The 24,593-nt window shown below is 42.6% G+C and carries 24 protein-coding genes; 15 read left to right on the top strand and 9 right to left on the bottom strand.

Features of this window, described 5'->3' with window-relative positions:
- Window positions 1-48 precede the first annotated feature (48 nt).
- The 5 genes from minE to yihG all read right to left on the bottom strand — a co-directional run bounded on the left by minE (window position 49) and on the right by yihG (window position 4,064).
- Window positions 49-321 carry a cell division topological specificity factor MinE gene (gene minE, locus CDG60_RS04595; protein WP_087513371.1) on the bottom strand — a complete coding sequence of 91 codons (273 nt, stop codon included), beginning with the start codon at window positions 319-321 and terminating at the stop codon, window positions 49-51.
- Between the two features lie 2 nt (window positions 322-323).
- Complete coding sequence (minD, locus tag CDG60_RS04600; protein WP_087513372.1) at window positions 324-1,136, bottom strand: septum site-determining protein MinD; 813 nt, start codon at window positions 1,134-1,136, stop codon at window positions 324-326.
- Between the two features lie 64 nt (window positions 1,137-1,200).
- A complete protein-coding gene (gene minC, locus CDG60_RS04605) occupies window positions 1,201-1,932 on the bottom strand; it encodes a septum site-determining protein MinC (protein ID WP_087513373.1) in 732 nt (243 codons plus the stop codon).
- Window positions 1,933-2,055: 123 nt separating this feature from the next.
- Window positions 2,056-3,105, bottom strand: a complete 1,050-nt coding sequence (locus CDG60_RS04610; RefSeq protein ID WP_087513439.1) for a hypothetical protein — start codon at window positions 3,103-3,105, stop codon at window positions 2,056-2,058.
- A gap of 29 nt (window positions 3,106-3,134) precedes the next feature.
- A complete protein-coding gene (yihG, locus tag CDG60_RS04615) occupies window positions 3,135-4,064 on the bottom strand; it encodes a 1-acylglycerol-3-phosphate O-acyltransferase, YihG family (protein ID WP_087513374.1) in 930 nt (309 codons plus the stop codon).
- A gap of 247 nt (window positions 4,065-4,311) precedes the next feature.
- Here yihG and CDG60_RS04620 point away from each other — a divergent pair, with 247 nt between their 5' ends.
- The 10 genes from CDG60_RS04620 (at window position 4,312) to CDG60_RS04665 (ending at window position 14,480) form a co-directional block, all read left to right on the top strand.
- A complete protein-coding gene (locus CDG60_RS04620) occupies window positions 4,312-4,962 on the top strand; it encodes a YiaD family glycine zipper/OmpA-like lipoprotein (RefSeq protein ID WP_087513375.1) in 651 nt (216 codons plus the stop codon).
- A 143-nt stretch (window positions 4,963-5,105) separates the two neighbouring features.
- Window positions 5,106-7,145, top strand: a complete 2,040-nt coding sequence (locus CDG60_RS04625) for a UvrD-helicase domain-containing protein (RefSeq protein ID WP_087513376.1) — start codon at window positions 5,106-5,108, stop codon at window positions 7,143-7,145.
- A gap of 30 nt (window positions 7,146-7,175) precedes the next feature.
- A complete protein-coding gene (gene dut, locus CDG60_RS04630) occupies window positions 7,176-7,628 on the top strand; it encodes a dUTP diphosphatase (RefSeq protein WP_087513377.1) in 453 nt (150 codons plus the stop codon).
- Window positions 7,629-8,014: 386 nt separating this feature from the next.
- On the top strand, window positions 8,015-9,439 hold the full coding sequence (locus CDG60_RS04635; RefSeq protein ID WP_087513378.1) for a phosphomannomutase/phosphoglucomutase: 1,425 nt from the start codon (window positions 8,015-8,017) through the stop codon (window positions 9,437-9,439).
- Window positions 9,440-9,449: 10 nt separating this feature from the next.
- Complete coding sequence (gene argB, locus CDG60_RS04640) at window positions 9,450-10,349, top strand: acetylglutamate kinase (protein WP_087513379.1); 900 nt, start codon at window positions 9,450-9,452, stop codon at window positions 10,347-10,349.
- Window positions 10,350-10,490: 141 nt separating this feature from the next.
- The gene (locus CDG60_RS04645; protein WP_087513380.1) at window positions 10,491-11,270 is read left to right on the top strand and encodes a GNAT family N-acetyltransferase; all 780 of its coding nucleotides are present in this window, start codon (window positions 10,491-10,493) and stop codon (window positions 11,268-11,270) included.
- Between the two features lie 99 nt (window positions 11,271-11,369).
- Window positions 11,370-12,218, top strand: coding sequence for a class II glutamine amidotransferase (locus tag CDG60_RS04650; protein WP_087513440.1), 849 nt, complete (start codon window positions 11,370-11,372; stop codon window positions 12,216-12,218).
- A gap of 252 nt (window positions 12,219-12,470) precedes the next feature.
- Window positions 12,471-12,926 carry a bacteriohemerythrin gene (locus CDG60_RS04655; RefSeq protein ID WP_087513381.1) on the top strand — a complete coding sequence of 152 codons (456 nt, stop codon included), beginning with the start codon at window positions 12,471-12,473 and terminating at the stop codon, window positions 12,924-12,926.
- A 148-nt stretch (window positions 12,927-13,074) separates the two neighbouring features.
- A complete protein-coding gene (locus tag CDG60_RS04660) occupies window positions 13,075-14,160 on the top strand; it encodes a hypothetical protein (RefSeq protein WP_087513382.1) in 1,086 nt (361 codons plus the stop codon).
- Window positions 14,157-14,480, top strand: coding sequence for an RnfH family protein (locus CDG60_RS04665; RefSeq protein WP_087513383.1), 324 nt, complete (start codon window positions 14,157-14,159; stop codon window positions 14,478-14,480). The genes CDG60_RS04660 and CDG60_RS04665 overlap by 4 nt, the downstream gene beginning before the upstream one ends.
- Window positions 14,481-14,525: 45 nt before the next feature.
- Here the strand turns inward: CDG60_RS04665 and CDG60_RS04670 are convergent, their stop codons facing one another.
- The gene (locus CDG60_RS04670; protein WP_087513384.1) at window positions 14,526-14,924 is read right to left on the bottom strand and encodes an outer membrane protein assembly factor BamE; all 399 of its coding nucleotides are present in this window, start codon (window positions 14,922-14,924) and stop codon (window positions 14,526-14,528) included.
- 112 nt (window positions 14,925-15,036) lie between these two features.
- Between CDG60_RS04670 and fur the strand changes: the two genes are divergently transcribed.
- Window positions 15,037-15,474: a ferric iron uptake transcriptional regulator gene (gene fur, locus CDG60_RS04675; RefSeq protein ID WP_087513385.1), complete on the top strand. Its 438-nt coding sequence runs from the start codon at window positions 15,037-15,039 to the stop codon at window positions 15,472-15,474.
- Window positions 15,475-15,577: 103 nt separating this feature from the next.
- Here the strand turns inward: fur and CDG60_RS04680 are convergent, their stop codons facing one another.
- Both CDG60_RS04680 and CDG60_RS04685 read right to left on the bottom strand, forming a co-directional pair.
- Complete coding sequence (locus CDG60_RS04680; RefSeq protein WP_087513386.1) at window positions 15,578-16,696, bottom strand: PilT/PilU family type 4a pilus ATPase; 1,119 nt, start codon at window positions 16,694-16,696, stop codon at window positions 15,578-15,580.
- Window positions 16,697-16,721: 25 nt separating this feature from the next.
- Window positions 16,722-17,759 (bottom strand): type IV pilus twitching motility protein PilT, encoded by a 1,038-nt coding sequence (locus CDG60_RS04685; protein WP_087513387.1) that lies wholly within the window; start codon window positions 17,757-17,759, stop codon window positions 16,722-16,724.
- 122 nt (window positions 17,760-17,881) lie between these two features.
- On the opposite strand from CDG60_RS04685, the gene CDG60_RS04690 reads away from it, so the two are divergent.
- From CDG60_RS04690 to CDG60_RS04705, 4 genes are all read left to right on the top strand, one after another.
- Window positions 17,882-18,568 carry a YggS family pyridoxal phosphate-dependent enzyme gene (locus CDG60_RS04690; RefSeq protein WP_087513441.1) on the top strand — a complete coding sequence of 229 codons (687 nt, stop codon included), beginning with the start codon at window positions 17,882-17,884 and terminating at the stop codon, window positions 18,566-18,568.
- 175 nt (window positions 18,569-18,743) lie between these two features.
- Complete coding sequence (locus CDG60_RS04695) at window positions 18,744-19,547, top strand: thioesterase family protein (protein WP_087513442.1); 804 nt, start codon at window positions 18,744-18,746, stop codon at window positions 19,545-19,547.
- Between the two features lie 201 nt (window positions 19,548-19,748).
- Entirely contained in the window at window positions 19,749-20,501 is a 753-nt protein-coding gene (locus tag CDG60_RS04700) for a hypothetical protein (protein WP_087513443.1), read from the top strand.
- A 62-nt stretch (window positions 20,502-20,563) separates the two neighbouring features.
- Window positions 20,564-20,971, top strand: a complete 408-nt coding sequence (locus CDG60_RS04705) for a hypothetical protein (RefSeq protein ID WP_087513388.1) — start codon at window positions 20,564-20,566, stop codon at window positions 20,969-20,971.
- Window positions 20,972-20,987: 16 nt separating this feature from the next.
- Here the strand turns inward: CDG60_RS04705 and CDG60_RS04710 are convergent, their stop codons facing one another.
- A complete protein-coding gene (locus tag CDG60_RS04710) occupies window positions 20,988-24,584 on the bottom strand; it encodes an AAA family ATPase (RefSeq protein WP_087513389.1) in 3,597 nt (1,198 codons plus the stop codon).
- Window positions 24,585-24,593: the final 9 nt, after the last annotated feature.

A 24,593-nucleotide genomic window follows, 5' to 3' on the forward strand; every position in this document is an offset into this window, starting at 1 on the left:
CCGCATATTTTGCCCTGAATCAGTTCAGCTGACTAATCAATAATAAAATTATCGTTCTTCAGGTAAATTGATATTCATTTCAAGCATTTCAATATTTGCTTCTGAACGGACAGACATCTGAATGTGCTGTTCATCCACACCGCGGACATAGCGGTTGACCACCTGCATGATTTCTTTCTTCATCTGGTCAATTTTGTCCTGGCTCAGGCGTTTGCCCAGGCCATTTTCAGAAGCAACAATGACTTTTAAACGGTCTTTCGCGGTTTGAGCGCTTGAAGGTTTATCATCATTACTGAAAAGTTTACTCCAGAATCCTGCCATGTTTATGCTCCAAATAATCGTGCCAGCCAGCCTTTAGGTTTTACCGAGATATGACGGTAAGGACGTTCTTCACCAAGGAAGCGGGCAACCAGGTCATCATAAGCCTGACCAGCTTCTGATTCTGTAAACAGAATGACCGGTTTACCTTCGTTGGACGCCTGCAGAACGCTTGGGCATTCTGGGATTACACCCATGGTTGGTACACGTAAAATATCTTTGGAAATGTCATCAATGGTCAGCATTTCCTGCTTGTCCGCACGTTCTGGGTTGAAGCGTGTGATACACAGGTGCTTACGGATGCGACCTTCATTGTTTTCCACTTTTCTGGTTTTGCTGTCCAGCATACCAATAATACGGTCTGAGTCACGTACAGATGAAATTTCAGGGTTGGTTACAATGATGGCTTCATCAGCATGATACATTGCCAGAATCGCACCGCGCTCGATACCCGCAGGTGAGTCACAGATAATGTAATCAAATTCCTGAGACAGTTCATCCATTACACGTGCTACGCCTTCATCAGTCAGCGCATCTTTATCACGTGTCTGAGATGCAGGCAGGATATAAAGGTTTTCAATGTCCTTATCACGGATCAATGCCTGTTGTAATCTTGCTTCGTTATTCAGCACATTTACAAAATCATAAACAACGCGACGCTCGCACCCCATTATTAAATCAAGGTTACGTAAGCCTACGTCAAAATCAATAACAACAGTTTTGTGGCCACGAAGGGCTAAACCTGTTGCAAAAGATGCACTTGTCGTAGTTTTGCCCACGCCACCCTTGCCTGATGTTACGACAACAATTTTCGCCACCGAATCCACTCCTGTTATGGTCGTCCCCTTAAATTAAATGGGGCTTTTGGTGTTTATTTATACATTAAAATTCGAGAGCTTCAAAGACAAGCTCCTGATGATCATTCAGGTAAATATGAACTGCTTTCTTTACTGCATATGCAGGAATGTCATCTGCGACACAATATGTTCCTGCAATGGAAACCAGTTCGGCTTCAAGGGAGTGGCAAAAAATGCGTGCTGCCCCGTTACCACCTGCACCTGCTATGACTCTACCACGAGCACTGCCATAAATATGTATATTTCCTGAAGCAATGACTTCTGAGCCACTGTTGATGCCCGCTGTACTGATAATATCGCCGTGATCCTGGACCAGGCACTGACCTGTACGCAATATTTCATTATGAAAAGAGGTAATATGACCTTGAGTCAGGCTGTTTTTAACAGGTTCAGCAGGGTTAGCATTTTTCTTATCCTGCTGGTCTGTGGCAGCTATTGGTTCTGCTGCCTGTTCCTGGGTGGGTTTAATCCGCTGTAAAGGACGGTCCGCAGGTAAAACAGGGAACTGAATGGCACGGGCTTCGTCACCAAGCAGTCCATCAATAACCGCCATAGGCTGTAAATCCAGGCTGATCAGTAACTGAATCAGGGCAATCAGTTCCTGTTCAACTGTACTGTCAATGATGACAGGTGTGCCTTGAGAACCGGTCTCCTGAAGCATCTGTGTAAGTTGCTGGCGGATGGCAGCATGATCATCTGTATCAAGGGTTAACCGTGTAAAGTTAACCATTCTGCCTGTTATCCGTATATCAGCCATAATTATTCCTTAGGATTTCTGACCTGTTCAGTGAGCTGTCAAAACAATATTGTAAATAGGGCAAATGCTAGAACAATTTGAGGGATTTCTCTACTGTACTGCACAACATTTTTATTCTGATGTTTATTCTTTGTCTTGCTCATGCTGTTCCATTTTTTCGATCCACTGTTTTACTTTGACCTGAGCACGGATTGCATCCAGGCTTTCATAAACGACTGACTCAACCAGCTGTTCCAGAGCAGCATTATCAATACTCAGATTACTGACCCTGTCGGCAATCAATGTATAGGCTGCATTTGGCTGCTGTGGGTTGCCTGCAACGAATGGAGCAATCAGACCTTCAGTGATGTTTTCCCCTAAACGCTGACCAATACTTTGAATCTGCTGTTCTATACGACTGCCTACAATAGGAATAAGCCGCAGTAACTGAGTCAGTTCAGGTGTGTCTTCTATGGCTTGGTTGACAATATTCCCTACACTGGTCGAAATGTTGTACTGCTGTTTCTTCAGCTCAGTTGCCAGGGCTTCCTGCAGAATCTCAGTCAGTACCTGTGCAAACATGACACGGTGATGGTCAACCAGGTCATGAATGATTTTTTTATGCGTTGAACTGGTGGCAAGTTCATGTTTCACGCCATCCAGCACAGTCAGAACAACACGGTCAGACAGTTCTTCCATCACAATGCTGTAGTAAAACAGGGCACGTTTCTGAATGGATGGAGGAACAACCTGATAACCCATTTCATACAGTCGGTAAGCAATAACGCCCGCACGGAACAGACGCAGAAAGCGCAGATGCGGAACAATCGCGAGAATTTCGTACCAGTGAATAAACGGAAAGAAAAACCAGCGACGATGATGTTTCTGAACAATAGCGATCGTCCATCGGATCAGTAATTCTGCAATCAGAAAAATAATAAACCAGGCTTCTGTCGTGATTACCCACGGATGCAGATGCTCTTTGTAAAAATCGAGAACAGCGGGCAGATGAATTGCATGAAAAAACCAGCTCCCGATATTACTCATCAGGAAAAAGTTGGTTGCCAGACAGAACAGGTTAAATACAATAATAAACACCATAAAAATGTCATAAATCAGATAGATTCTGAATGACAGACTTTTAGGATCAAGATGCTGGTATTTTGATTTTTTTATTGTATCGTCTGGTTTCATACTTGCATTGCCTTCTGTGCTCATGCTGGTTATGCCACGTTATGAGTCTGATATTTTGCTTTTAGGTCTGTGATCAGTTGATCTTTTTCAGTCCAGAGTTTATCCACCCATTGCTGAAAACGTTCACGGAACTCAGGATCATCTTCATAGTTGCCACCATGAACCCAGGCAGGAATTTCTATTTTTCTTAAATTGACAGCAATACGGGGAACTTCACCGAGCCAGAACTCACCATAACCAGGTGCGCCATCAGGATAAACAATTGTCATATCCACCAGAGCATCAATCTGATCACCCAGAATATTCAGAGCAAGCGCCAGACCACCAGCTTTCGGTTTAAGCAGATTTTTAAAAGGGGATTGCTGCTGTGCATGCTTTTCAGGGCTGAAACGGGTTCCTTCGAGGTAGTTCAGCAAAGTAAAGGGCTGACTCAGCAGTTGCTCACAGGCTTTACGTGCTTCATCCATATCTCTGTGTTTCAGCTCAGGATTTTTCGCAATCTGTTCCTTGCTGTGACGTTTCATCATAGGGAAACCCAGGATTTTAAATGCCTGACCAACAAAAGGAATAAAGATAAGCTCCCATTTGGTAAAGAAACGGGTCAGTGGCATACGGGTCAGACCAAAATACTGATTGACTGTAGTGTCCACCCAGCTCTGATGGTTGCAGGTCATCAGATAACGACCCTGCATACTGAGATTCAGGTTTTCATCTATGCTGATATCCCATTTTGTATCAGGAAGAACATGATCAATCAGCCAGTTGTTGACACTCAGCCAGCTGTTGGTGATCTGAATGTTGGTTTCATCCACTTTTTTTGATTTTTTCACCAGTTTGGTCAGTCCCAGTGCCAGGACAGGTGGACCATGAAAGAAGGTGCTGCCTGTAATGACTGACCCGACAGTAAGACCACGTGAAATTTTTTTTAATAATGGTTCTTTATTTGATTGAGATGACATAAAGCGATCCCTGCATTAAACTCATAGACTTGTAATGGATTCCACTATAAAGACATCTGCGACTTTTAAAAAGTATTGAAGTGCAACTGTGAATAAATTGTGATGTACTAAGCGATAAATGTGGAATTAATTATTACAAAATGTAAGTTAAAGCTTTATTATTAACAAAAAATCAATGGTCTAACCATTTTTTTTAATTCATCATCTGATACATAAACAACAAGACTCATTCTTAAGGAGGCATGCAATGCGTGCACTTGCAGTTACAGCGGTCGTAGGGGCATTGGTTTTATCTGGTTGCCAGACTACAGGTAATAACATCGGTGGCGTTGAATACGACAAAGCAGCATTGGGTACTTTAATCGGTGCAGCAGCAGGTTATGGTGTATCTAAAGGTAATGCCAACACCAGCCGTCAGAACAACCGTGCAGCAGCAATCGGTGCTGTTTTAGGTGGTGCGACAGGTGTATATCTGGACAATAAAGAGAAGAAACTTCGTCAGCAAATGGCGGGTACCGGTGTTGAAGTTAACCGTAATCCAGATGGTTCTGTTGGTCTGATCATGCCAGGCAGCATTACATTTGATACGAACAAATCAAACATCAAACCTAACTTCTATTCAACGCTGAACAAAGTTGCGCAGACGCTGACTGAAGACAACAAGAGCGGTATTCTTGTAACAGGTTATACAGACAACACGGGTAATGACTCGATCAATATTCCTCTGTCTCAGGCTCGTGCTCAGTCTGTAGCAAGCTACCTTGCTGGTCAGGGGGTTTCTACTGCACGTATCAACACTCAGGGTCAGGGTTCTGCAAATCCTATCGCTGACAACTCAACTGCTGCGGGTCGTGAACAGAACCGCCGTGTTGAAATCAGCATCTACGCAGTACAATAATTCTGTACAGTTCAGTCTGAAAGGGCTGAACACAAAAAACCACCTCAGGGTGGTTTTTTTTATGAACGGGAAATCAGTTTTAGGGTTATGAAAGTCATGCATAGATGACTATAATCCTGCAAGGACAGAGAAGAGGAATAACTATGTCACTGGCAAGTCAGTTAAATGACAAGCAACTTGAAGCCATGAAATATACTCAAGGACCCTTGTTAGTACTTGCAGGGGCAGGTTCGGGTAAAACATCGGTGATCACCCGGAAAATTGCTTATCTGGTTCAGCAGTGCAGAATTCCTGCGCATCGTATTACAGCCATGACCTTTACCAATAAAGCTGCCCGTGAAATGAAAGAGCGGGTCGGTAAACTGCTGTCCCGTGAAGAAGCAAAAGGCTTATCGGTTTCGACATTTCACACTTTCGGTCTGAATATGTTGCGTCTTGAGCTGAAAAATACACCTTTAAAAGCCAATTTTTCCATTCTGGATGCAGATGACTGTAAACGTATCCTGATGGATCTGATGCATCGCGACAATCTTTCTGGTGCTGAAAGCAAAGAGCTGATCGCCAAAGCTATGAAGATGATTTCAGACTGGAAAAACGATCTGATTCCACCTGAGCAGGCACATTTAACCTGTGAAACAGCCGAAGACGTTCAGTTTGCACATCTGTATCAGCTCTATGAACGTAACTTACGTGCGTACAATGCAGTGGACTTTGATGATCTGATTGTGATGCCAACCCGTTTGCTTCAGGAAAATGCAGAAGTACGCGATAAGTGGCAGAACCGTGTACGTTATCTGCTGGTGGATGAGTATCAGGATACCAACACCGCGCAGTATATTCTGGTCAAAATGCTGGTGGGGGTAATGGGGCAGTTCACTGCCGTTGGGGATGATGATCAGTCCATTTATGCATGGCGTGGTGCAAAGCCTGAAAATATGGCGCTGCTGAAAGAAGATTTCCCCAATCTGAAAGTGATTAAACTGGAACAGAACTATCGTTCAACCAGTCGTATTCTGAAAGCTGCGAACACGGTCATTGGAAATAATCCGCATATTTTTGATAAAAAATTATGGTCAGATAAGGGACATGGTGAGGTGATCCGCATCATTACCTGCCGTAATGATGACGATGAATCAGAGCGTGTGGTTAAAGACCTTTTAACTCACAAGCTGATGAACGGAAAAAACTGGAAAGATTACGCGATTTTATACCGTGGAAACTTTCAGGCGCGTATTCTGGAAACACAGCTGCGTCAGATGCAGATTCCTTATAAGCTTTCAGGTGGACAGTCATTCTTTGCCAAATCTGAAATCAAGGACATCATGAGTTATTTACGGCTCATCATTAACCCTGAAGATGACAGTGCATTTCTAAGAATTATCAATACACCTAAACGTGCGATTGGTCCCGTGACCCTTGAAAAACTGGGGCTTTTTGCTCAGGAAAATCATCTGGCACTGCTGGCGGCGGCAGCCGATCAGCGTCTGACCATGGTCATTCCTAAAAAGGCGACGACGCAGCTGGCAGAGTTTGCAGACTTCATCACCACGTTTACCCGTGAGTTGCTTGAAGATGATGAACCCGTACCCATTATCCGTAAGATGATGGTTGAAGCCGGTTATATTGACTATGTCAAAGAGTCTGCTGCAACGCCGGCGCAGGAAAAAACCAAACTCGACAATATTGAAATCCTTTACAGCAGTATTCAAAGCCTGATTAACCGGGCTGAAGATGTTGATGAGAAAAACATTGAAAGTGTAATCCGCAAAATGGTGCTGCTGGATATGCTGGAGCAGCAGCAGGAAGAGGAAGATACCGATAAGGTCAATTTGCTGACCCTGCATGCTTCAAAAGGTCTGGAGTTTCCTTACGTCTATCTGATTGGACTTGAAGAAGAAATTCTTCCGCATAAAAACTCAATTGCCGCTGAAACAGTAGAGGAAGAACGTCGCTTAATGTATGTAGGCATTACCCGTGCGCGTCAGGGTCTGACTATTACTCTGGCAGAACAGCGTAAAGCGGGTGGTCAGATGAAACAGATGACGCCAAGCCGTTTTCTGGATGAGTTACCGCAGGATGAACTGGACTGGCTGGGACGTAAGAAAAAACTGGCAGGCGACGTCGATCCGAAACTCCAGGCGCAGCAGTATTTAGAAAACTTACGCAATCTGATTAAACGCTGATTGAAAAATTTAACCAAAGGAAATTATTGTATGAAAGTTCAGGTAAAAGTACTTGATTCACGACTGGGCGGCGAATGGCCAATGCCTGCGTATGCAACTGCCGGTTCAGCAGGTCTGGATCTGCGTGCATGTGTGAATGAAGCGACTGTAATTGAACCGGGACAGACCGTACTTGTCAAAACAGGTTTATCTGTCTATATCGCAGATCCTGGTTTTGCGGGTCTGATTCTGCCTCGTTCAGGGCTGGGTCATAAGCACGGGATTGTACTGGGCAATCTGGTTGGACTGATTGATTCAGACTACCAGGGTGAACTGATGGTGTCCGTCTGGAACAGAAGTCAGACAGCATTTACACTGGAGCCAGGTGAGCGTCTGGCTCAGTATGTACTGGTACCTGTGATGCAGGCACAGTTTGAACTTGTGGATGAATTCGTCGCAACTGAACGTGGTGCGGGTGGATTTGGTCACACAGGTCAGAACTGATCCTGAACCAGAAGCCTGATGAAATATTCATCAGGCTTTCACATTTTGTCTTAATTATAAAAAATACCCAGAACAGGGGATATTCTGTCAAGTAAAAACATTGCAAAATAAATAAACATTTCTTTCCATTGCGAATAATTCTTTTATTAACCACCAATGAGTTATTGGTTTATATGAAATTTTTCTTGTCAGGTATTTTGTTGAGTATTTATTGTTTGGTAAAATATTTTAAATATTCTGTTACAGTATTAAGATATTTTACAAATGTATAATACACATCATACTTTAGGCATTGAGGGCACGAGCTAAAGTATGGTGATAAATAAAACCTGATGAAATCATTTTTCAAAGCATGATTAAAGTGCTGTCATAAAGTAGAACATTGAATGACATTTTCAGAACAGCCGTTTCCTTCGCATTTATTTCGTGCCTACGATATTCGAGGCGCAGTCAGCTCTTTTACCCCTGAACTTGTTCAGGCAATCGCTTGTGGTCTTTGTCAGCAATATATGCAGGCAGGGCAGAAAAAAATTGTCATCGGGTATGATGCCCGCCTGAGCAGTCCAGGGTATGCATGGTTACTGCAACAGATTTTTGAACAGCATGGATTTGAAGTCATCCCGCTGGGATGCTGTTCCTCACCACTGATGTATTATAGTGCCAGAAATGCGGCGGGCAACGGCATCATGGTGACTGCAAGTCACAACGCCGTCAGTGATAACGGTATCAAGTGGATTATACAGGGAGAGCCTCCAAGCCCTGAAATGATTCAGCAGGTCGCTGTTGCAGCTCAGTTGAAATTTGCAGTTGAACCGGTAGCTGAAATTCCACTACTGGAGCATGAACTGGTTGTTCCTTACTGTCTGGCGTATCAGCATGAGCTTTTGCAGGATGTAAAACTGGAGCGACCATTTAAAGTGGTGCTGGATGGGATGAACGGCTCGGCTGGTCGCTGTGCTGCCCTGGTTCTGAAAAAAATGGGTTGTGAACTGACTGCGATCCGCTGTGAAGCAGATGGAAATTTCCCGGATCACGCCCCCGACCCATCTCAGGAAAAACATCTGATTCAGATCCGTGATGCTGTATTGAAAACAGGTGCAGATATCGGTGTTGCACTGGATGGAGACGGTGACAGACTGGTCGTGATTGATGAGTGTGGAACAGTGATTTCTGCTGACCGTATGCTGTCGTTATTTGCTGAAATGTGCCTGAAAACGCATCCTGGTCATCAGGTGGTGTTTGATGTGAAATGTTCCACAATGGTGAAAAACACAGTGTCTCAGCTGGGGGGAACCCCCCATATGATCCGCACGGGCAGCACTTTCCTGCGCAAATATCTTGCTCAGTCAGGAGGGACAGCTGTCTTTGGTGGAGAATATGCCGGTCATTATGTATTTAATGATGGGCGTGGATTTGGTTATGACGATGGTTTATATGCGGCACTGCGCATACTTGAATATCTGAGCCAGTCAGCTGATTTAACGTTATCTCAGCTGTTTGCCGCTTATCCTGAACGTTGCAGCACAGAAGACACGTATATCAGTACGCACAGCATAGAACCGCGCGTTGTTTTAAGTGATGTTGAAATTAAATCTAAGCGTTATGGCGCTCAGTTAAGTAAAATTGATGGTGTACGACTTGATTTTGAGGATGGATTTGGCATTATTCGAGCATCAAATACTGGCGAATACTTTACAATCCGTTTTGATGCAGACAATCCAGCACGGCTGGATGATATCCGACACACATTTGTTTCCATGTTAAGTGATCGGTATCCGCAGATTGCACAAGACATTTTAAATGCTCAATAAGGAGAGACGTATGCCACATCAGCATACCGGCATAGACAAAGCACAGATTCTGACAGAGGCTTTGCCGTATATTCAACGTTTTGCAGGTAAAACGCTGGTGGTGAAATATGGTGGCAATGCAATGACTGATCCTGAACTGGAAAGCTCATTTGCACGTGACATTGTATTGCTCAAAACGGTAGGTCTGAACCCGATTGTGGTTCATGGTGGTGGACCTCAGGTTGACTCTTTTCTGAAGCAGCTGGGGCGTGAATCTGACCGTATTGATGGTATGCGGGTGACTGACCCTGCAACCATGGAAGTTGTTGAAATGGTGCTTGGTGGCAGTGTCAACAAATCCATCGTTAACCTGATCAACCAGCATGGTGGTCGTGCCATTGGTCTGACAGGTAAAGACGGCAATTTAATCCGTGCGCAAAAGCTGTTGATGTCAAAAACGGCTGAAGACGGCTCATTGCAACAGATCGACCTTGGCTTGGTTGGCGAAGTGGTAGGTGTAAAAACTGACGTCCTTGAAATGTTCACCCAGAGTGATTTTATTCCTGTTATTGCGCCATTGGGTGTGGATGAAGAAGGTAACACCTACAATATCAATGCTGATCTGGTTGCGGGTAAAGTCGCTGAAGCACTGGGTGCAGAAAAGCTGATTCTGCTGACCAATATCATGGGTGTGCTCGATGAAAATAAAAACCTGCTGACTGGACTCAGTACCCAGGAAGTGGACAGACTGATCGAAACCGGCGTGATTTATGGCGGCATGATTCCTAAAGTCGGCTGTGCGCTGGATGCTGTGAAAGGTGGTGTTGTCAGTGCGCATATTGTGGATGGGCGTGTTCCACATGCAACACTGCTTGAAATTTTTACAGATCATGGTGTTGGAACACTGATTACCAACCGTGCCCGTCACTGATTCTGATCAATAAAAAAGCCTCCTGTGACGGAGGCTTTTTTATTCTTTATGATGAAATATCAATGCTTAAAAAACAGTCATTTTCCTGTCACATGTTTTGCCTACCTTAAAGAGAAGATAAACATAGAGCAGGATACTCAGATGCTGGCAAAGTTGAATCAGTACAGACAAAACCTCAGTTTTCCATTAAATAAAAAATCATCAGAACAGACTCAGTACCGCTTTGAATGGGCGGAAGACATCAAACAGATTCAGGAAGTTCAGAAGTTCAGAGCAGAGCAGTTTTCCCAGCAGTTTGGCATAGACTTTGAAAATGGTCTCGATCAGGACATTTATGACTTCGGTTGTGAACATGCGGTTTTACGCGACAGAATGAGCAATGAAATTGTGGCGTATACGCGACTCAAACTGTTCCAGGGGCATGAGCTGTCAAAAAGCTACAGTGCGCAGGAATTCAACATCACAGATAAATTTGCTCATCTGTCCAATATTGTGGAAATAGGTCGTACCTGTGTACATCCACGCTATCGTTCTGGTAAAGCACTGTCGGTTTTATGGTTGAATCTGGTACCTAAAGTACTGTGGGGTATGCGTGCAAAGCATCTGATTGGCTGTGTCAGCATCCGTATGGATGGTAATGAATCACGTGCTTACCATACACATCAGTTTATGAAAAATATGCCAGCGCATAAAGCCAGCGATATTCAGGCAACAGAAGCGTATGAACCTGGATATCCTGAATACAGTTTTCCGCAGGATGAAAAGATTCCTAAACTGTTTGATGTCTATCTGAAAATGCAGGCTAAACTTTCACGTGAAGCTTATTACGATAAAGACTTTAACTGCCTGGATTATTTTGTTTTTCTTGAAGTGAATGAAATCGCTAAAAACTTTGTCCTGAAGAAAAATATCCACCGTTAATCCATAAAATAGTTAAGGGTATTGAATTTAGTGATTTACAGCCTATAACGGACTCATGCACAATAGTTACATCAGAATAAATGCTGTATGACAAAGATTATGTGCCAACTGCTTGGAATGAATTGTGCGACCCCCACGGATATTACGTTTTCATTCCGTGGCTTTTCACAGCGGGCAGGTGTGACTTCAGATCACTGTGATGGTTTTGGTATTGCTTTTTTCGAAGATAAAGCATGCCGTCTTTTTGTGGATAATCAGTCTGCAGTGGAATCTCCCATTGCAGAACTGATCCGTAATTATCCGATCAAAGCCCGAAATGTGATTGCACATATCCGTAAAGCAACTCAGGGCAAAATAAACCTGGAAAATTCACATCCTTTTATTCGTGAACTGTGGGGACGACAGTGGATTTTTGCGCACAATGGCGATCTGCACGACTTTACACCTGAACTGTCAGGGCGTTATACGCCTGTAGGTAATACCGACAGTGAAAGAGCATTCTGTTATCTGCTGGATCATCTGATTGCCAGGTTCGGTTTTACTGAACCTTCACTGGAACAGATCTTTGATGCGCTGGCTGAAATCTCTCCGTCTATTGCTGAACATGGAACGTTTAACTTCTGTCTTTCCAATGGTCAGGCACTGTTTACTTATGCAGTGACCAAACTGCACTGGCTGGTTCGTGAGTATCCGTTTAAACCGGCTCAGCTGATTGATCTGGATGTGGAGGTCGATTTCAGTGAAGTAACCACACCAGAAGACCGTGTTGCTGTTATCACAACTGAACCACTGACACAGAATGAAGTCTGGACTGCATTTCAGCCAGGCGAAATGATTCTGTTTCAGCATGGTCAGCCTGTAAAAAGAACCCTGACCCATATTGAGAGACTGGAACGGGAAAGATTAAATCCTGAACTGAAAAGGGTCACCCTTGCAGATAAGTATTAATTTCATATCTGAATTTATTTCGTAAAAAATAATATATAAAACATAAATATATTCATGTCTAATATTTAACATTGGTTAAAAAATAACTGATTCTTTTGGTTGGGTTTAATTAATTAAGTCATATAAATCATTGGCTTGTGACTCTATTGTGTATTTACACTTAATCCCAGGTGTTTTACTAGATTTTTATTTGTTGTAAATCAATATATTATCTAATTATGTGATAGTTGAACTGAATCAGGGGTGGTCGTAATGAAAATGAAATGGATACCAGAATACAATACTGGCATCGATGTGATTGACGATCAGCATAAGCGAATTCTTGATTATATTAATGAAATTGATGATGTAAACGTGAACACTGACCGTGAGCGTGTTAAGCAGATTCTTGAAAATATTATTGATTATACGCAGTCGCATTTTACTTTTGAGGAATCTCTTCAGGAAGAAGCCGGTTATAAATATCGTGTACCACATAAACGTGTTCATGATCTGTTTATTAAAAAAATTGAATCCTATCGTGACCGTTTTGAGATGGGGCATTCAATTGAAGCAGAACTGCATGAAGTGCTGTCTAAGTGGCTGATTAACCATATTCAGCACGATGATGCTGACTATGTGGGTGCTGTGAAAGAAAACATGATGGGCATCATTAAAGAGAAAGAAAAGAAAAAAGGTAAGAACTGGTTTGCTCGTTTCTTCTCATAAAAAGGATAAACGGGATTATAAAAAATAAAACAGGAATACACTAAGCGCAGCAAACTGTCTGAAAAGATAGTTTGCTTTTTCTTTATTAGCTTTGATTTTCAGCAATGACAAAGGCAAAATAGCAACAGATTTTAATTAGGAACACATCATGCAGGATATTGCAGTGTCACGATGGTTATCACCTCTGATGGCATTTTGTCTGTCTTTCATCATTATTGCTACGCTCGCACCTGTAACAGGAATTCAGGTTGAGCGCCAGATGGATTTCTGGTTGTTGTGGCTTGGAACGATGCTGATTTTGGCTTTGCCATTGTGCTACCTGGAAATTGCGCTGGCAAAACGTTCAAAAACAACTGCATTACAGGCTTTGTCAGGTTTAACCCGTGATGCTGATACTTCTCAGCGCTGGAGAATCGTTGGCTGGCTTGCGGTTGTCTTTATACCGTTTATGGCAGGTGGCATGCTGAATTCTTCAGCGGTACTGCTTGAACAGTTTACTGCTCAGGGTGTTCAGCTCCCAATTCTGCTGACAGGGGTATCTGTTGCTGCATTTCTGCTGTCTTTTCTGTCAAGACAGTTACTGGTGTTGGTAGGTGTAGCTGCGGTGATTGCTGCGGTGGTTTTATCCAAGATCATGGGAACACCGGTACAGGCATGGAAACTGACACCTGTAGAGTTCTCTGAATGGGGAAATGCAACTGTTCTTGCACTGGTCGCAAGTGGTCTGGGGATGGGGTTGTACTGGCAGTCCACTCTGGCACAGCTCAGTCAGCAGGATCAGGCAACTAAAACAGTACTTCCTATCTGGATTGCTCAGTTGCTTGCTGTAGTCGTATTCAGCTTTTTCGCAGCCAATGCACAGATTCCGGTGATTGTACTGACAGTTGCAGTAGTCATGACTGCGGCATTTTTACTGCAGATGGCACGTGAACAGTTACAGCAGCGTCAGTTGAGTATTATTGTTCAGTGGCTGATTTTACTTGCAGCGGTTCTTGTGTGGTTTATTCCATTGGCATCATCGTTTTTCTATACACTGATTATGCTCTGGGGGCTGATTATCTGTCTGATCTATGCCATTTTTGTGGGATGGATCATGAAAATCAGTCATTTACGTAAAGCAATGAATTTCAGCAGCGAAGCTTTTTATAATATCTGGCGTATTATGGTCCGTATTGTACTGCCATTGGCTATTGTGACTGCAATCATTGCAGTTGCAGGACAGCTGATCGGATGAGCGAGCCATTGAATGTGTGGGTGGCGTATGCTGCTCCACAGCAACAGTTTCTGATTTCAGTCCCTTTCGTTGCAGGTATGACTGCAATGGATGCGGTAGAGCAAAGTGGTATCCGTGAACAGACTGAATTGCCTGAGCCATTAAAGCTGGGCATCTTTGGTGTGCGGTTGCAGGAACTGTCACAACAGCTCAATGCAGGGGATCGGGTCGAAATTTATCGTAATCTGACCATTAATCCTAAAGACATTCGTCGGAAAAGAGCCGAAAAGCACCCTGTAGGACGCTTTGAAAAAGGTAATCGCTTTAAACAATTGAAGTAATTTGAAAAACCCCTGGAGCAGGGGTTTCTTTTTGTTTCAAACTGACTATAGTGGGGGCGCAGTCAGGATGGCTTCTTTGGAGCCTGGTAAGCCTGGTTGTGATTCTGGAATAGTTTCCAGCCCCTGAATTTCTTTTACAATACCGTTCTGGTCAAAGAAAACTTTCAGGTGCTGACCTTTTGCAGCAGGAATCTTCGCTTTTTTAGCATATGTGCCGGGGATATAATTGTAGACATAATCCCAGCGCAATGGATTCATCGGATCTGTAATTGTTGGGCTACCCAGTAAAAAGCGAACCTGCTGGTGACTCATTCCGACATGAATCTGTGCGGCCTGAGCCTGCGTCAGCGGAGAGCCCTGTGGGATATCCACTTTATATACGCCCAGGACTGAACATCCTGCGAGCAGTGAAGTGGCGAATAACGCCAACATGATTTTTTGCATTTTGCTACACTATCCCAAATTAATTATGATGCATTTGATCCAGGGATAGATCATACTGCATCTTAACTTTGTTGCATATTCCAACTTTAAATTTGTTGAGAGACCTTTTTTCATGCCTATTTCAAACCAAGATTTACGCAAAGCTGGACTTAAAGTTACGCTTCCTCGAATAAAAATATTGGAATTACTTGAAAATTCAAGACAACATCACTTAAGCGCGGAAGACATTTATAAGACTTTACTTGAACAGGGCGAAGATGTCGGTCTCGCAACTGTTTACCGTGTGTTAACACAGTTTGAAGCTGCGGGGATTATCCAGCGTCATCATTTTGAAAACAATCATTCTGTTTTTGAAATCATGCAGGAAGAACATCACGATCACCTGGTCTGTCAGAACTGTAATAAAGTGGTTGAATTCAGTAATGATGTTATTGAGCAGGAACAGCATCATGTTGCTGAAAACTATGGCTTTACCCTGACAGGTCACTCACTGAACCTTTATGGTTACTGTGATGCGGCTGAATGCCAGGAAGCTTTGCGTAAAAAATAATGTTTTATTGCGGTGAGATACTGATCCATTTCTGGTTCTGGTATTGATCTGAAAATAAAAACAGGCTTCAATTGAAGCCTGTTTTTTTATTCTGTTTTAAGGATTATTGTCCGTCATAGGTAATCTGAGAACCTGCACTCATCAGGCGGTCAGCACCTTCTTCAGAAAGTTTGATCTGTAAGCGCAGGTCATTTGGTGAGTCTGCATGTTTCAGTGCATCTTTATAGGTAATCTGCTTGGCTTTATACAGATCATATAAGGCCTGGTCAAACGTCTGCATTCCCAGTTCACGTGAACGTTTCATCAGATCTTTAATTTCATGAATTTCACCTTTACGGATTAAGTCAGAAATTAAAGGTGAGTTAATCAGAATCTCAATAGCAGCACGTCTGGAGTTACCGTCCGGTGTTGGAATCAGCTGCTGTGCAACCATCGCTTTTAAGTTCAGGGACAGATCCATGAACAGCTGGCTGTGACGGTCTGCTTCAAAGAAGTGAATGATACGGTCAATCGCCTGGTTGGCGTTGTTGGCGTGCAGTGTAGCAAATACCAGGTGACCGGTTTCGGCGAATGCAATGGCATAGTCCATTGTTTCGCGGGAACGGATTTCCCCGATCAGAATCACATCAGGTGCCTGACGCAGTGTATTTTTCAGTGCAATTTCAAAAGAATCTGTATCAATACCGACTTCACGCTGCGTAATGATACAGCCTGCATGTTCATGAACAAATTCAATCGGATCTTCAATGGTAATGATATGACCCTTTGAATTATGATTCCTGTATCCAATGATGGAAGCCAGTGATGTGGATTTACCTGTACCTGTCGCACCAACGAAAATGATGATGCCACGTTTGGTCATGGCAAGTTCTTTTAAGATCGGTGGAAGTTTTAAGTCATCCATGGTTGGAATCGTGGTTTCAATCCGACGTAAAACCATGCCAGGCTGGTCACGTTGCTGAAATGCACTGACACGGAAACGTGCAGTTTTATCACGGTTCATGATGGCAAAGTTACATTCGCGGGTATCTGCAAATTCTTTGCGCTGTTTATCATTCATAATACTGTTGAGCAGCTGCCCAACAATATCTCCAGTCAGCTTTGTGTTTGCTACAGGCACAATCTGACCGTTAATTTTCATTGAAGGCTCAACATCTGCTGTAATAAACAGATCCGAAGCTTTCTGCTGAATCATCAGGTTCAGTAAATCATTAAAATCCATATCAGTCTCCTAATCCCATGAATACTTACAGGAAGGATTCAGGCTGTTTCGCCATAGTACGGGCAGTCTGAGGACTGATAACACCTTTACTGACCAGTGTTTTAAGGCTTTGATCCAGTGTGGTCATACCATAGTTGGCACCTGTCTGGATTGCGGAATACATCTGCGCAACTTTGTTTTCACGGATTAAGTTACGGATCGCAGGAATACCGATCATGATTTCATGAGCAGCCACACGTCCACCACCATTCTTTTTCAACAGGGTCTGAGAAATTACAGCCTGTAAGGATTCTGAAAGCATGGCACGAACCATGTCTTTTTCTTCAGCCGGGAATACGTCAATCACACGGTCAATGGTTTTTGCAGCAGATGTGGTGTGCAGAGTACCAAAAACAAGGTGACCAGTTTCAGCTGCGGTCAAAGCAAGACGGATCGTTTCAAGGTCACGCATCTCACCGACGAGGATAATGTCAGGGTCTTCACGCAGTGCAGAACGTAATGCTTCGTTAAATCCATGAGTATCACGATGGACTTCACGCTGGTTGACCAGACATTTTTTTGACTGATGCACAAATTCGATAGGGTCTTCGACCGTCAGAATATGGTCATAACGGTTATCGTTAATATAATCAATCATTGCTGCCAGTGTGGTGGATTTACCCGAACCCGTTGGTCCAGTCACCAGTACAATACCTCGCGGATAGTCACAGATTTCTTTGAAGATATGACCCATACCGAGATCTTCCATCGTCAGAACTTTGGATGGAATGGTACGGAATACAGCACCTGCACCACGGTTCTGGTTAAATGCGTTCACACGGAAGCGGGCAACGCCTGGAACTTCAAAAGAAAAGTCAGTTTCAAGATTTTCTTCATAGTCACGACGCTGTTTATCATTCATGATGTCATAAATCAGCTTGTGAACTTCTTTGTGTTCCAGGGGAGGCAGATTAATGCGGCGGACTTCACCATCCACACGAATAAGTGGCGGCATGCCTGAAGACAGGTGTAAGTCTGAAGCCCCGTTTTTCGCAGAAAATGCCAGTAATTCTGTAATATCCATGAGTTCCCCGATATGAATAAATCTTAATTATTTTGATAGAATAATAAGGCTTTCCATTCGCTTAACCAACACTTAGTTGAATCACAAAGCAAAAAAAGATGAATGAAATGAGAAACCCGTCAATGAATACGCTTCAAGCAGCAAGAAACCAGGTGCTGGAACAGATTGAACATGCATGTCAGCAGGCAGGCAGAAAAGCTGAGGAGGTCTCATTGCTTGCGGTGTCTAAAACGCATCCGGCAGAGATACTCGCGCAGATGTATGCGACAGGACAGCGATCTTTTGGTGAAAATTATTTACAGGAAGCGCTGGATAAAATTGAAGAACTGTCTGATCTTGAGATTGAATGGCATTTTATTGGACATGTGCAGCGTAATAAAACCAGGCATCTGGCGGAAAAATTTGCCTGGGTGCATGGTGTGGACCGTCTGATTATTGCTGAGCGTCTTTCAAATCAGAGAACAGCAGATCAGGCTCCTTTAAATATCTGTATTCAGGTCAATATTGACGCACAGGACAGCAAAGATGGCTGTCAGCCAGCAGACGTTGCTGAACTCGTTGCTCAGATCAGCCGACTGGAAAATTTAAAGTTGCGTGGTCTGATGGTGATCCCTGCTCCAGGACATACGCAGGCATTTTCTGATGCCAGTGCTTTGTTTAAACAGGTGAAATCACAGCATGTACATCCAGGGGACTGGGACACACTGAGTATGGGAATGTCGGGAGATATGCAACAGGCGATTGAGGCTGGCTCAACCATGGTTCGGGTGGGAACCGCTTTGTTTGGAGCCAGGGATTATTCAGGTTAAGCGGTGAAAATTCATGAGTTGACCGTGTCATGACAAAAAGCAGGACTGAATGCAAATCTGAAAACCCATGAGGTCAGATTTCACGGGAATCGTGGACTTTGCCACTAAAGTTCAGTACAAAAATAACCCGGACTGGTTAGTTTATTATTCACGTACTGAAGCCACAGGGAAGTTTATGTCTGCATATTATCAGCTTATTCACCGCGAAACAGATGATCAGGGATGCGTAACAGCCCATTATCATTCAACACTCAATGCACAGGGTGCATGGAATCCGAATGAACAGCACATGGCACCGGCCACCGGCATTATCTGTGCTGAACTGGAGCAGTTTTCGCCGCGTGAAAACATGCGTATTGGACGCATCAGTCTGGATATTTACGGTCTGATTGAACTGGGTGAAATTGAAATCAGAACCCGTGTGATCCGTGCCGGTAAAACGATTGAACTGCTTGAATCCACCATGCAGGGCAAAGGTAAAACCTTAGTGGTTGCACATACATGGCGTATGCTGACTTCTGATACCTCAGCGATTGCCGGTCTGGAAGACAGTGTGGTGGAAACGCCTGAAAATATGCCTGTATTTGACGGTGTACATCAATGGCGCGGTCAATATACCAAAACCCTTGAAGCACGTTCAAATCAGCAAAGAAATGGCAAAGGACTGGTGTGGTTAAGAACTGATGTGGATATGATTGAGGGACAGTCAACATCGCCTTTTGTTCGACTGGTGAGTATGTCAGATATGGCAAACGGAATTGTACCGAGACAGGAAAGACCATTTGACTGGGGCTTTCCAAATCTGGATTTACAGATTCATCTCTATAGAATGCCTGAGGGTGAATGGCTGGGGATTGAAGCTGTACAGCAGTATGGTTCAGATGGGATAGGGCTGTCGAGTGCGATACTGCATGATGTGAATGGCCCGTTTGGGCGCAGTGAGCAGATTCTGACATTAAGACCTATGTCAGGATCATAAGATATTTTTAAAATAAGCGTCAGAACAGGCTCTTGTTTTAAAGTGTTATATTATTACAAATATATAAAAATCATCCCTGGTATGTCTGTGTGCTCAGGGATATTCTGCATCTGATACTGTTCAGAAAAGCCGTCCTGTTCAGTCATTTATAAAATGAAAAAATGGACTTTTACAGGTCTATCTATTGAAGAGGTAAGCATGATGAAAATAATCAGTATTTTATTTAGCCTGTTGTTCAGTATTTTTCTGGTTGCCTGCAGTAAACAGGAAAGCAGAAGTGAAATCTCCAGTTCTAAAGCCGTTTCTGCCGAAGCAGGAGCTCAGCTTGCCAACAGCTCAGTCAGAGCAGATGAAAAACTCGGAACAAAGTGGGGAGATGAAATTGACTCCCATGTCACTCAGGTCGATTTAAAGCGAAAGTCATATACTCCTGTTGATGAAACCTTGGTGCGCTATGCTGATAAAAACTATCAGGGCAAAGTCATCAACTCCATTTCGATTGCTGCCGGAAAAATCAGTTTCTCTGTCGTGGATGATCAGGGGAATCGAATTGCCCTCTATCGCGTTGGACAGAATTATTATCTGGCAGGTCGTCAGGGGCAGAGTTATCAGCTGCGTTATGAAAATAATACAGGCAAAACTTTTGAAGTGGTGACCAGTGTTGATGGCGTTGATGTGATAAATGGCAGTCAGGCTTCACGCAGAAATGCAGGTTATGTCTTACATGCCCACAACACACTGAAAATTGAGGGTTTCCGTAAAAGTAACAGTGCTGTGGCTTCATTTACATTCAGTAAACCTGAAGATGCCTATGCTGCCAATACAGCCAGTGGATCTATTCAAAATACAGGTGTTATTGGAACTGTCGTGTATGAACTGGAAGCACCTGCGGAAAAGGCAAGACCTGTCAGTAAATATGCGCCACCACCCAATGCTTTTCCTGCAGATCGCTAATTTAGATCATTAGAGAAGCACTTATTTTGAGTGCTTCTTTTATTTTATGATGAGGGAAAATAATGAAAATTTTTAAATCTATATTGATGTTAGCTGTAATGTTTAGCGCTTTTGTTCAGGCGAATGCTTCTGACCTTGATCATGTCGACACTTCAGAACAACAGACATATCAGGACTTCAGAGAAAACTTTCAGTATGGATTAGACTTCATGCTCGCAGAAAGGAGTTCAATATCGAATGGTGATGCTGAAAGTATTGATACCTATATGTATTTGCGCTGTGTGATTAATCATAAATTAATTCAGATGCTTAAAAATAATGAAAAACATAAGGATGAATTTAATCAAGAGCTTCTTAAAGAACAAAGCAGTTATGATGCACTATTAACAAAAATGCAAAATTTTGAACAGGAACAAAAAGCAAGTTGTGAAGTTGCTCAATCTGAATATGATAAAATCAAAGACCAATAAATGGTGATTGAATAACTCAACTCACCACTTCAATGGTACTCGCACCTGCACCCAGTGGACGCACCTGAATCTGTACAGGAATGCGTTCATGCATATCTTGGATATGTGAGATTAAGACTACTTTACGACCCTGATTCTGCAATTGATCGAGTGCATTCATGACCATGTGCAATGACGAAGCATCAAGCGTACCAAAGCCTTCATCAATAAATAACGATTCTATTTTCATCGAACCTGATGCCATATTGGCAATTGCCAGAGACAAGGCGAGGGCAGTCAGGAATGATTCACCACCTGACAGCGAAGCTACAGAACGGGTTTCACCATCCATATCGTGGTCAATAATCGCTAAACTCAAAGAGTTATCGAGACGTTTTAAGGTATAGCGTTGCGATAACATCGCCAGTTGTTGATTGGCATGTTCAAGTAAAATATCGAGGTTAAATTGCTGTGCATAATCACGGAATTTTTTCCCTGTCGAATCACCCATTAAGCCTGAAATTTTGCTCCAGCGATGTTCTTCCTGTTGAATCTCTAAAATTTGATCGGCAAATTGTTTCTGCTTTTGCACATTACTGTCATGTTTTGCTAGATCAATTTTGATTTGGTCACGAATTTCAGATTGCGCTTTAAGAGCTTCAATATTCTCTGCAATTAATTGCTGTAATTGTGCAAAATCAAGTTCAGGTTGTTGTAAAGCATGCTCTGCCAGTTGCGCCTGAATGGTTTTGAGTACTGAATTTGCTTCATGCAGTAAACGTTCGGTGTTTTGTAAATTCTGACGAATCTGCTGTTCCAGTGCAGACGTGATCTGTGCCATTTCAGCCAGATCATTCACCTGAAAATCTGTATGAACATTCAACCAATTCTGAATATCAGTATTTACTTGATTCAGGCTGTTTTGGCTTTGTTGTTGTTGAGCCTGTAATTGCTCTACACGGCTTTTTTGTTGATCGTATTGGCTGCGTGATTGATCAAACTGCTGTTTCAGTTGCTGATAATGTACTTGTGAATTTTGACGTTTAGTATCATGCTCAGCCAACCATTCATTCGGTTTAATGTCAGTTAAACCTGTCATTTCTAAGATCAGTTGATTGGCTTTTTCTGTGTTTTGTTGCCCTTTGATTTTGATCGCATTAAAGTTATCAGTCATTTCAGCAATTTGCTTCGACGTATTTTCAAGATTTAATTGTGTCGAGTGAAGCTCTTGTGATGCTTGATCAAGCTGTTGTTTTAATAGTTCAAATTGCTCAATCTGTAGTAAGCGGTTTTTAAGTTGTGTATGCAGCTGCTGTGCTTGTGCAGTGGTCTGTTGTTGCCATTGTTCTTTTTCAGCATCAGATAAACAGGTGACAAGGTGCGAAACTTGCTGTTGTAAATTATGTGCATTTTGCAGTAAATGTTCAGCCTGTTGGATATTCTGCATCAATTGTTGCTGTTGTTTAATATTCACAATCGACTTATTGGTCTGTGTTTCAAGATAATGTAAATCGAGCTGATTCTGCTGAGTAAAGTGTTGGAATTTTTTCGTGATTTCAGCAGATGATAAGTTCAGATCCAGTTGAATATTCGCTGTTTGAATCTGCTCATTTAAAGCATTTACAGTTAGCGCAGTTTTCTCAGAATTGCTTTGAATCACAGCTTTTAACTGTTCATGTTCAGCAGAGAGTTTACTTAACTGTTGCTGTGACAGCTGCCAATTTTTTAAAGCATCTTGCTCTGTAATTGTCGCTTGTTGTTCCTGCTGCTGATGCAGATCAGATAATGCTTTGGACACTGCAGAATCATCAACTTTATAGGGATGTGAAGTGCTGCCACAGACCAGACAAGGTTCGCCATCGGTCAATTCTGCACGTAAATGTTTTACATTTTCTGTGTGGAGTAAGCGTTGCTGTTGCAGAATTTCTTGCAATTTCAACCATGCGTCTTTTGCTAATTGGTAGCTTTGTTCTGCAATTAAGGTGCTTTTTTTAGTTTGCTGTAATTGCGCCGTGATATGGCTAAATTTTTCTTGAATCTGCAAAGATTCATTTTTTAAATCAAAGTATTGATTAAGCTTTTGTTGAATCACATCCAATTGGTTAGCTTGATTGAGTTTTAATTCTCGTTGTTGTCGTCCATCTTCAAGATGTTTTTCAAGTTGCTCAATATTTCCAGACTGCGTAATAGCTTGTTGTAATTCAGTTTTCTGTGCATTGAGCTGTTGCTCAGCTTGCACCGAGTTACCGAGTTGATTTTCAATACTTTGATAATGCTGAATAAATTGCGTGAGTTGCTGTAGGTGAGCAGATAAGCCTTTATCTAAAGTTGTAAATTGTTGGGTAGATAACAGTTGTCCATTCACGTGATCTTGTTGTTGTTGAATTTGCTGAATCTGTTGCTCAAGTTGCTGTTTTTGTTGTGCATACGGTTGTTGAGTTTGCTCCAATTCATTAAGCTTTGTTTGAATTGTTTTAAACTCAATCACGATACGATCACGTTCAGTATTGCAGTCACGTACTGCATTAATTTTACTTAGATTTTTATTTTCAAAATTTTGAATCTCAGTCAGCGCAGTTTCAGCGTGTAGATAATGAGATTTTTGAGTTTCAAACTGAGTAGATAATTCATTAAATCTATTTTGCTGTTGCTGAATTTGCGGTGCGAGTTCCTGTTCAGCTTTGATCAACTGTTGTTGCTGAAACACATGTGGACGAATTTCGGAGAATATTTCCAAACGGGTTAAACGCTCACGTTCAGGTGCTAAGTTTTGTTGCTCTTGAAGATGCGTATCAACCGTTTGCTGTTTTAAAATAATCTCTTGGTCAAATTTTTGTTTGCGCTCAAACCATAGACGTTGCTTTTCAAGCTGTACTTTTTCAGTATCCAGTTTTTGATATTCAGCATTAACATGTTGAAATTGATCGGACAATTCAGTGACCTGTTCATCTGAAAGGATCTCGATATGTCCAAGCAGGTTTTCAAGTTCTTTACGTTTTACGGCAACGGCTTTGGTGCGTTCAAATGCTAATTGACCGATCCTGGCGAAGATTGATGAATTGGTTAAATATTCAAGTAATTCACCACGTTCATTATCACGGGCTTTTAAAAATGCAGTCACTTCAGATTGTGCCAAAAGCACTGCACGGGTGAATTGTTCAAATGTGAGTTGGGTGATTTGATGGATACTTGCATCTACAGCTTTGGCTTTATCCGCAACAACGATACCATCGGTTAGGCATTTTAAATAACGTTGTACACTTTGTAATTTTCCATCAGCTTTTTCACGTGAACGTTTCAGTTCCCAACGTGCCAGATAGTGCTTTTGATCCTGTGCCACAAAGGTCAGTTCAGCAAAACCATGCGCCGTGCCACGACGTAAAACAGTCAGTGGTGAATTAGTCAATAATTCTGATCCATCAACATCAGTGAGTTTGCCATCACTGTCTTTTAAACGCGGAATTTTATTAAACAGGGCAAGACACATCGCATCTAAAATGGTGGATTTGCCAGCACCTGTTTTCCCGACAATCGCCACTAAACCTGCCGAAGCCAAAGGTTCAGATTCAAAATCAATAAAATGTTCACCTGAAAGCGATGCCAGATTTTTAAGTCGAATGGATAAGATTTTCATGGCAACTCC

It is taken from the genome of Acinetobacter chinensis, from assembly GCF_002165375.2.
Taxonomy (GTDB): domain Bacteria; phylum Pseudomonadota; class Gammaproteobacteria; order Pseudomonadales; family Moraxellaceae; genus Acinetobacter; species Acinetobacter chinensis.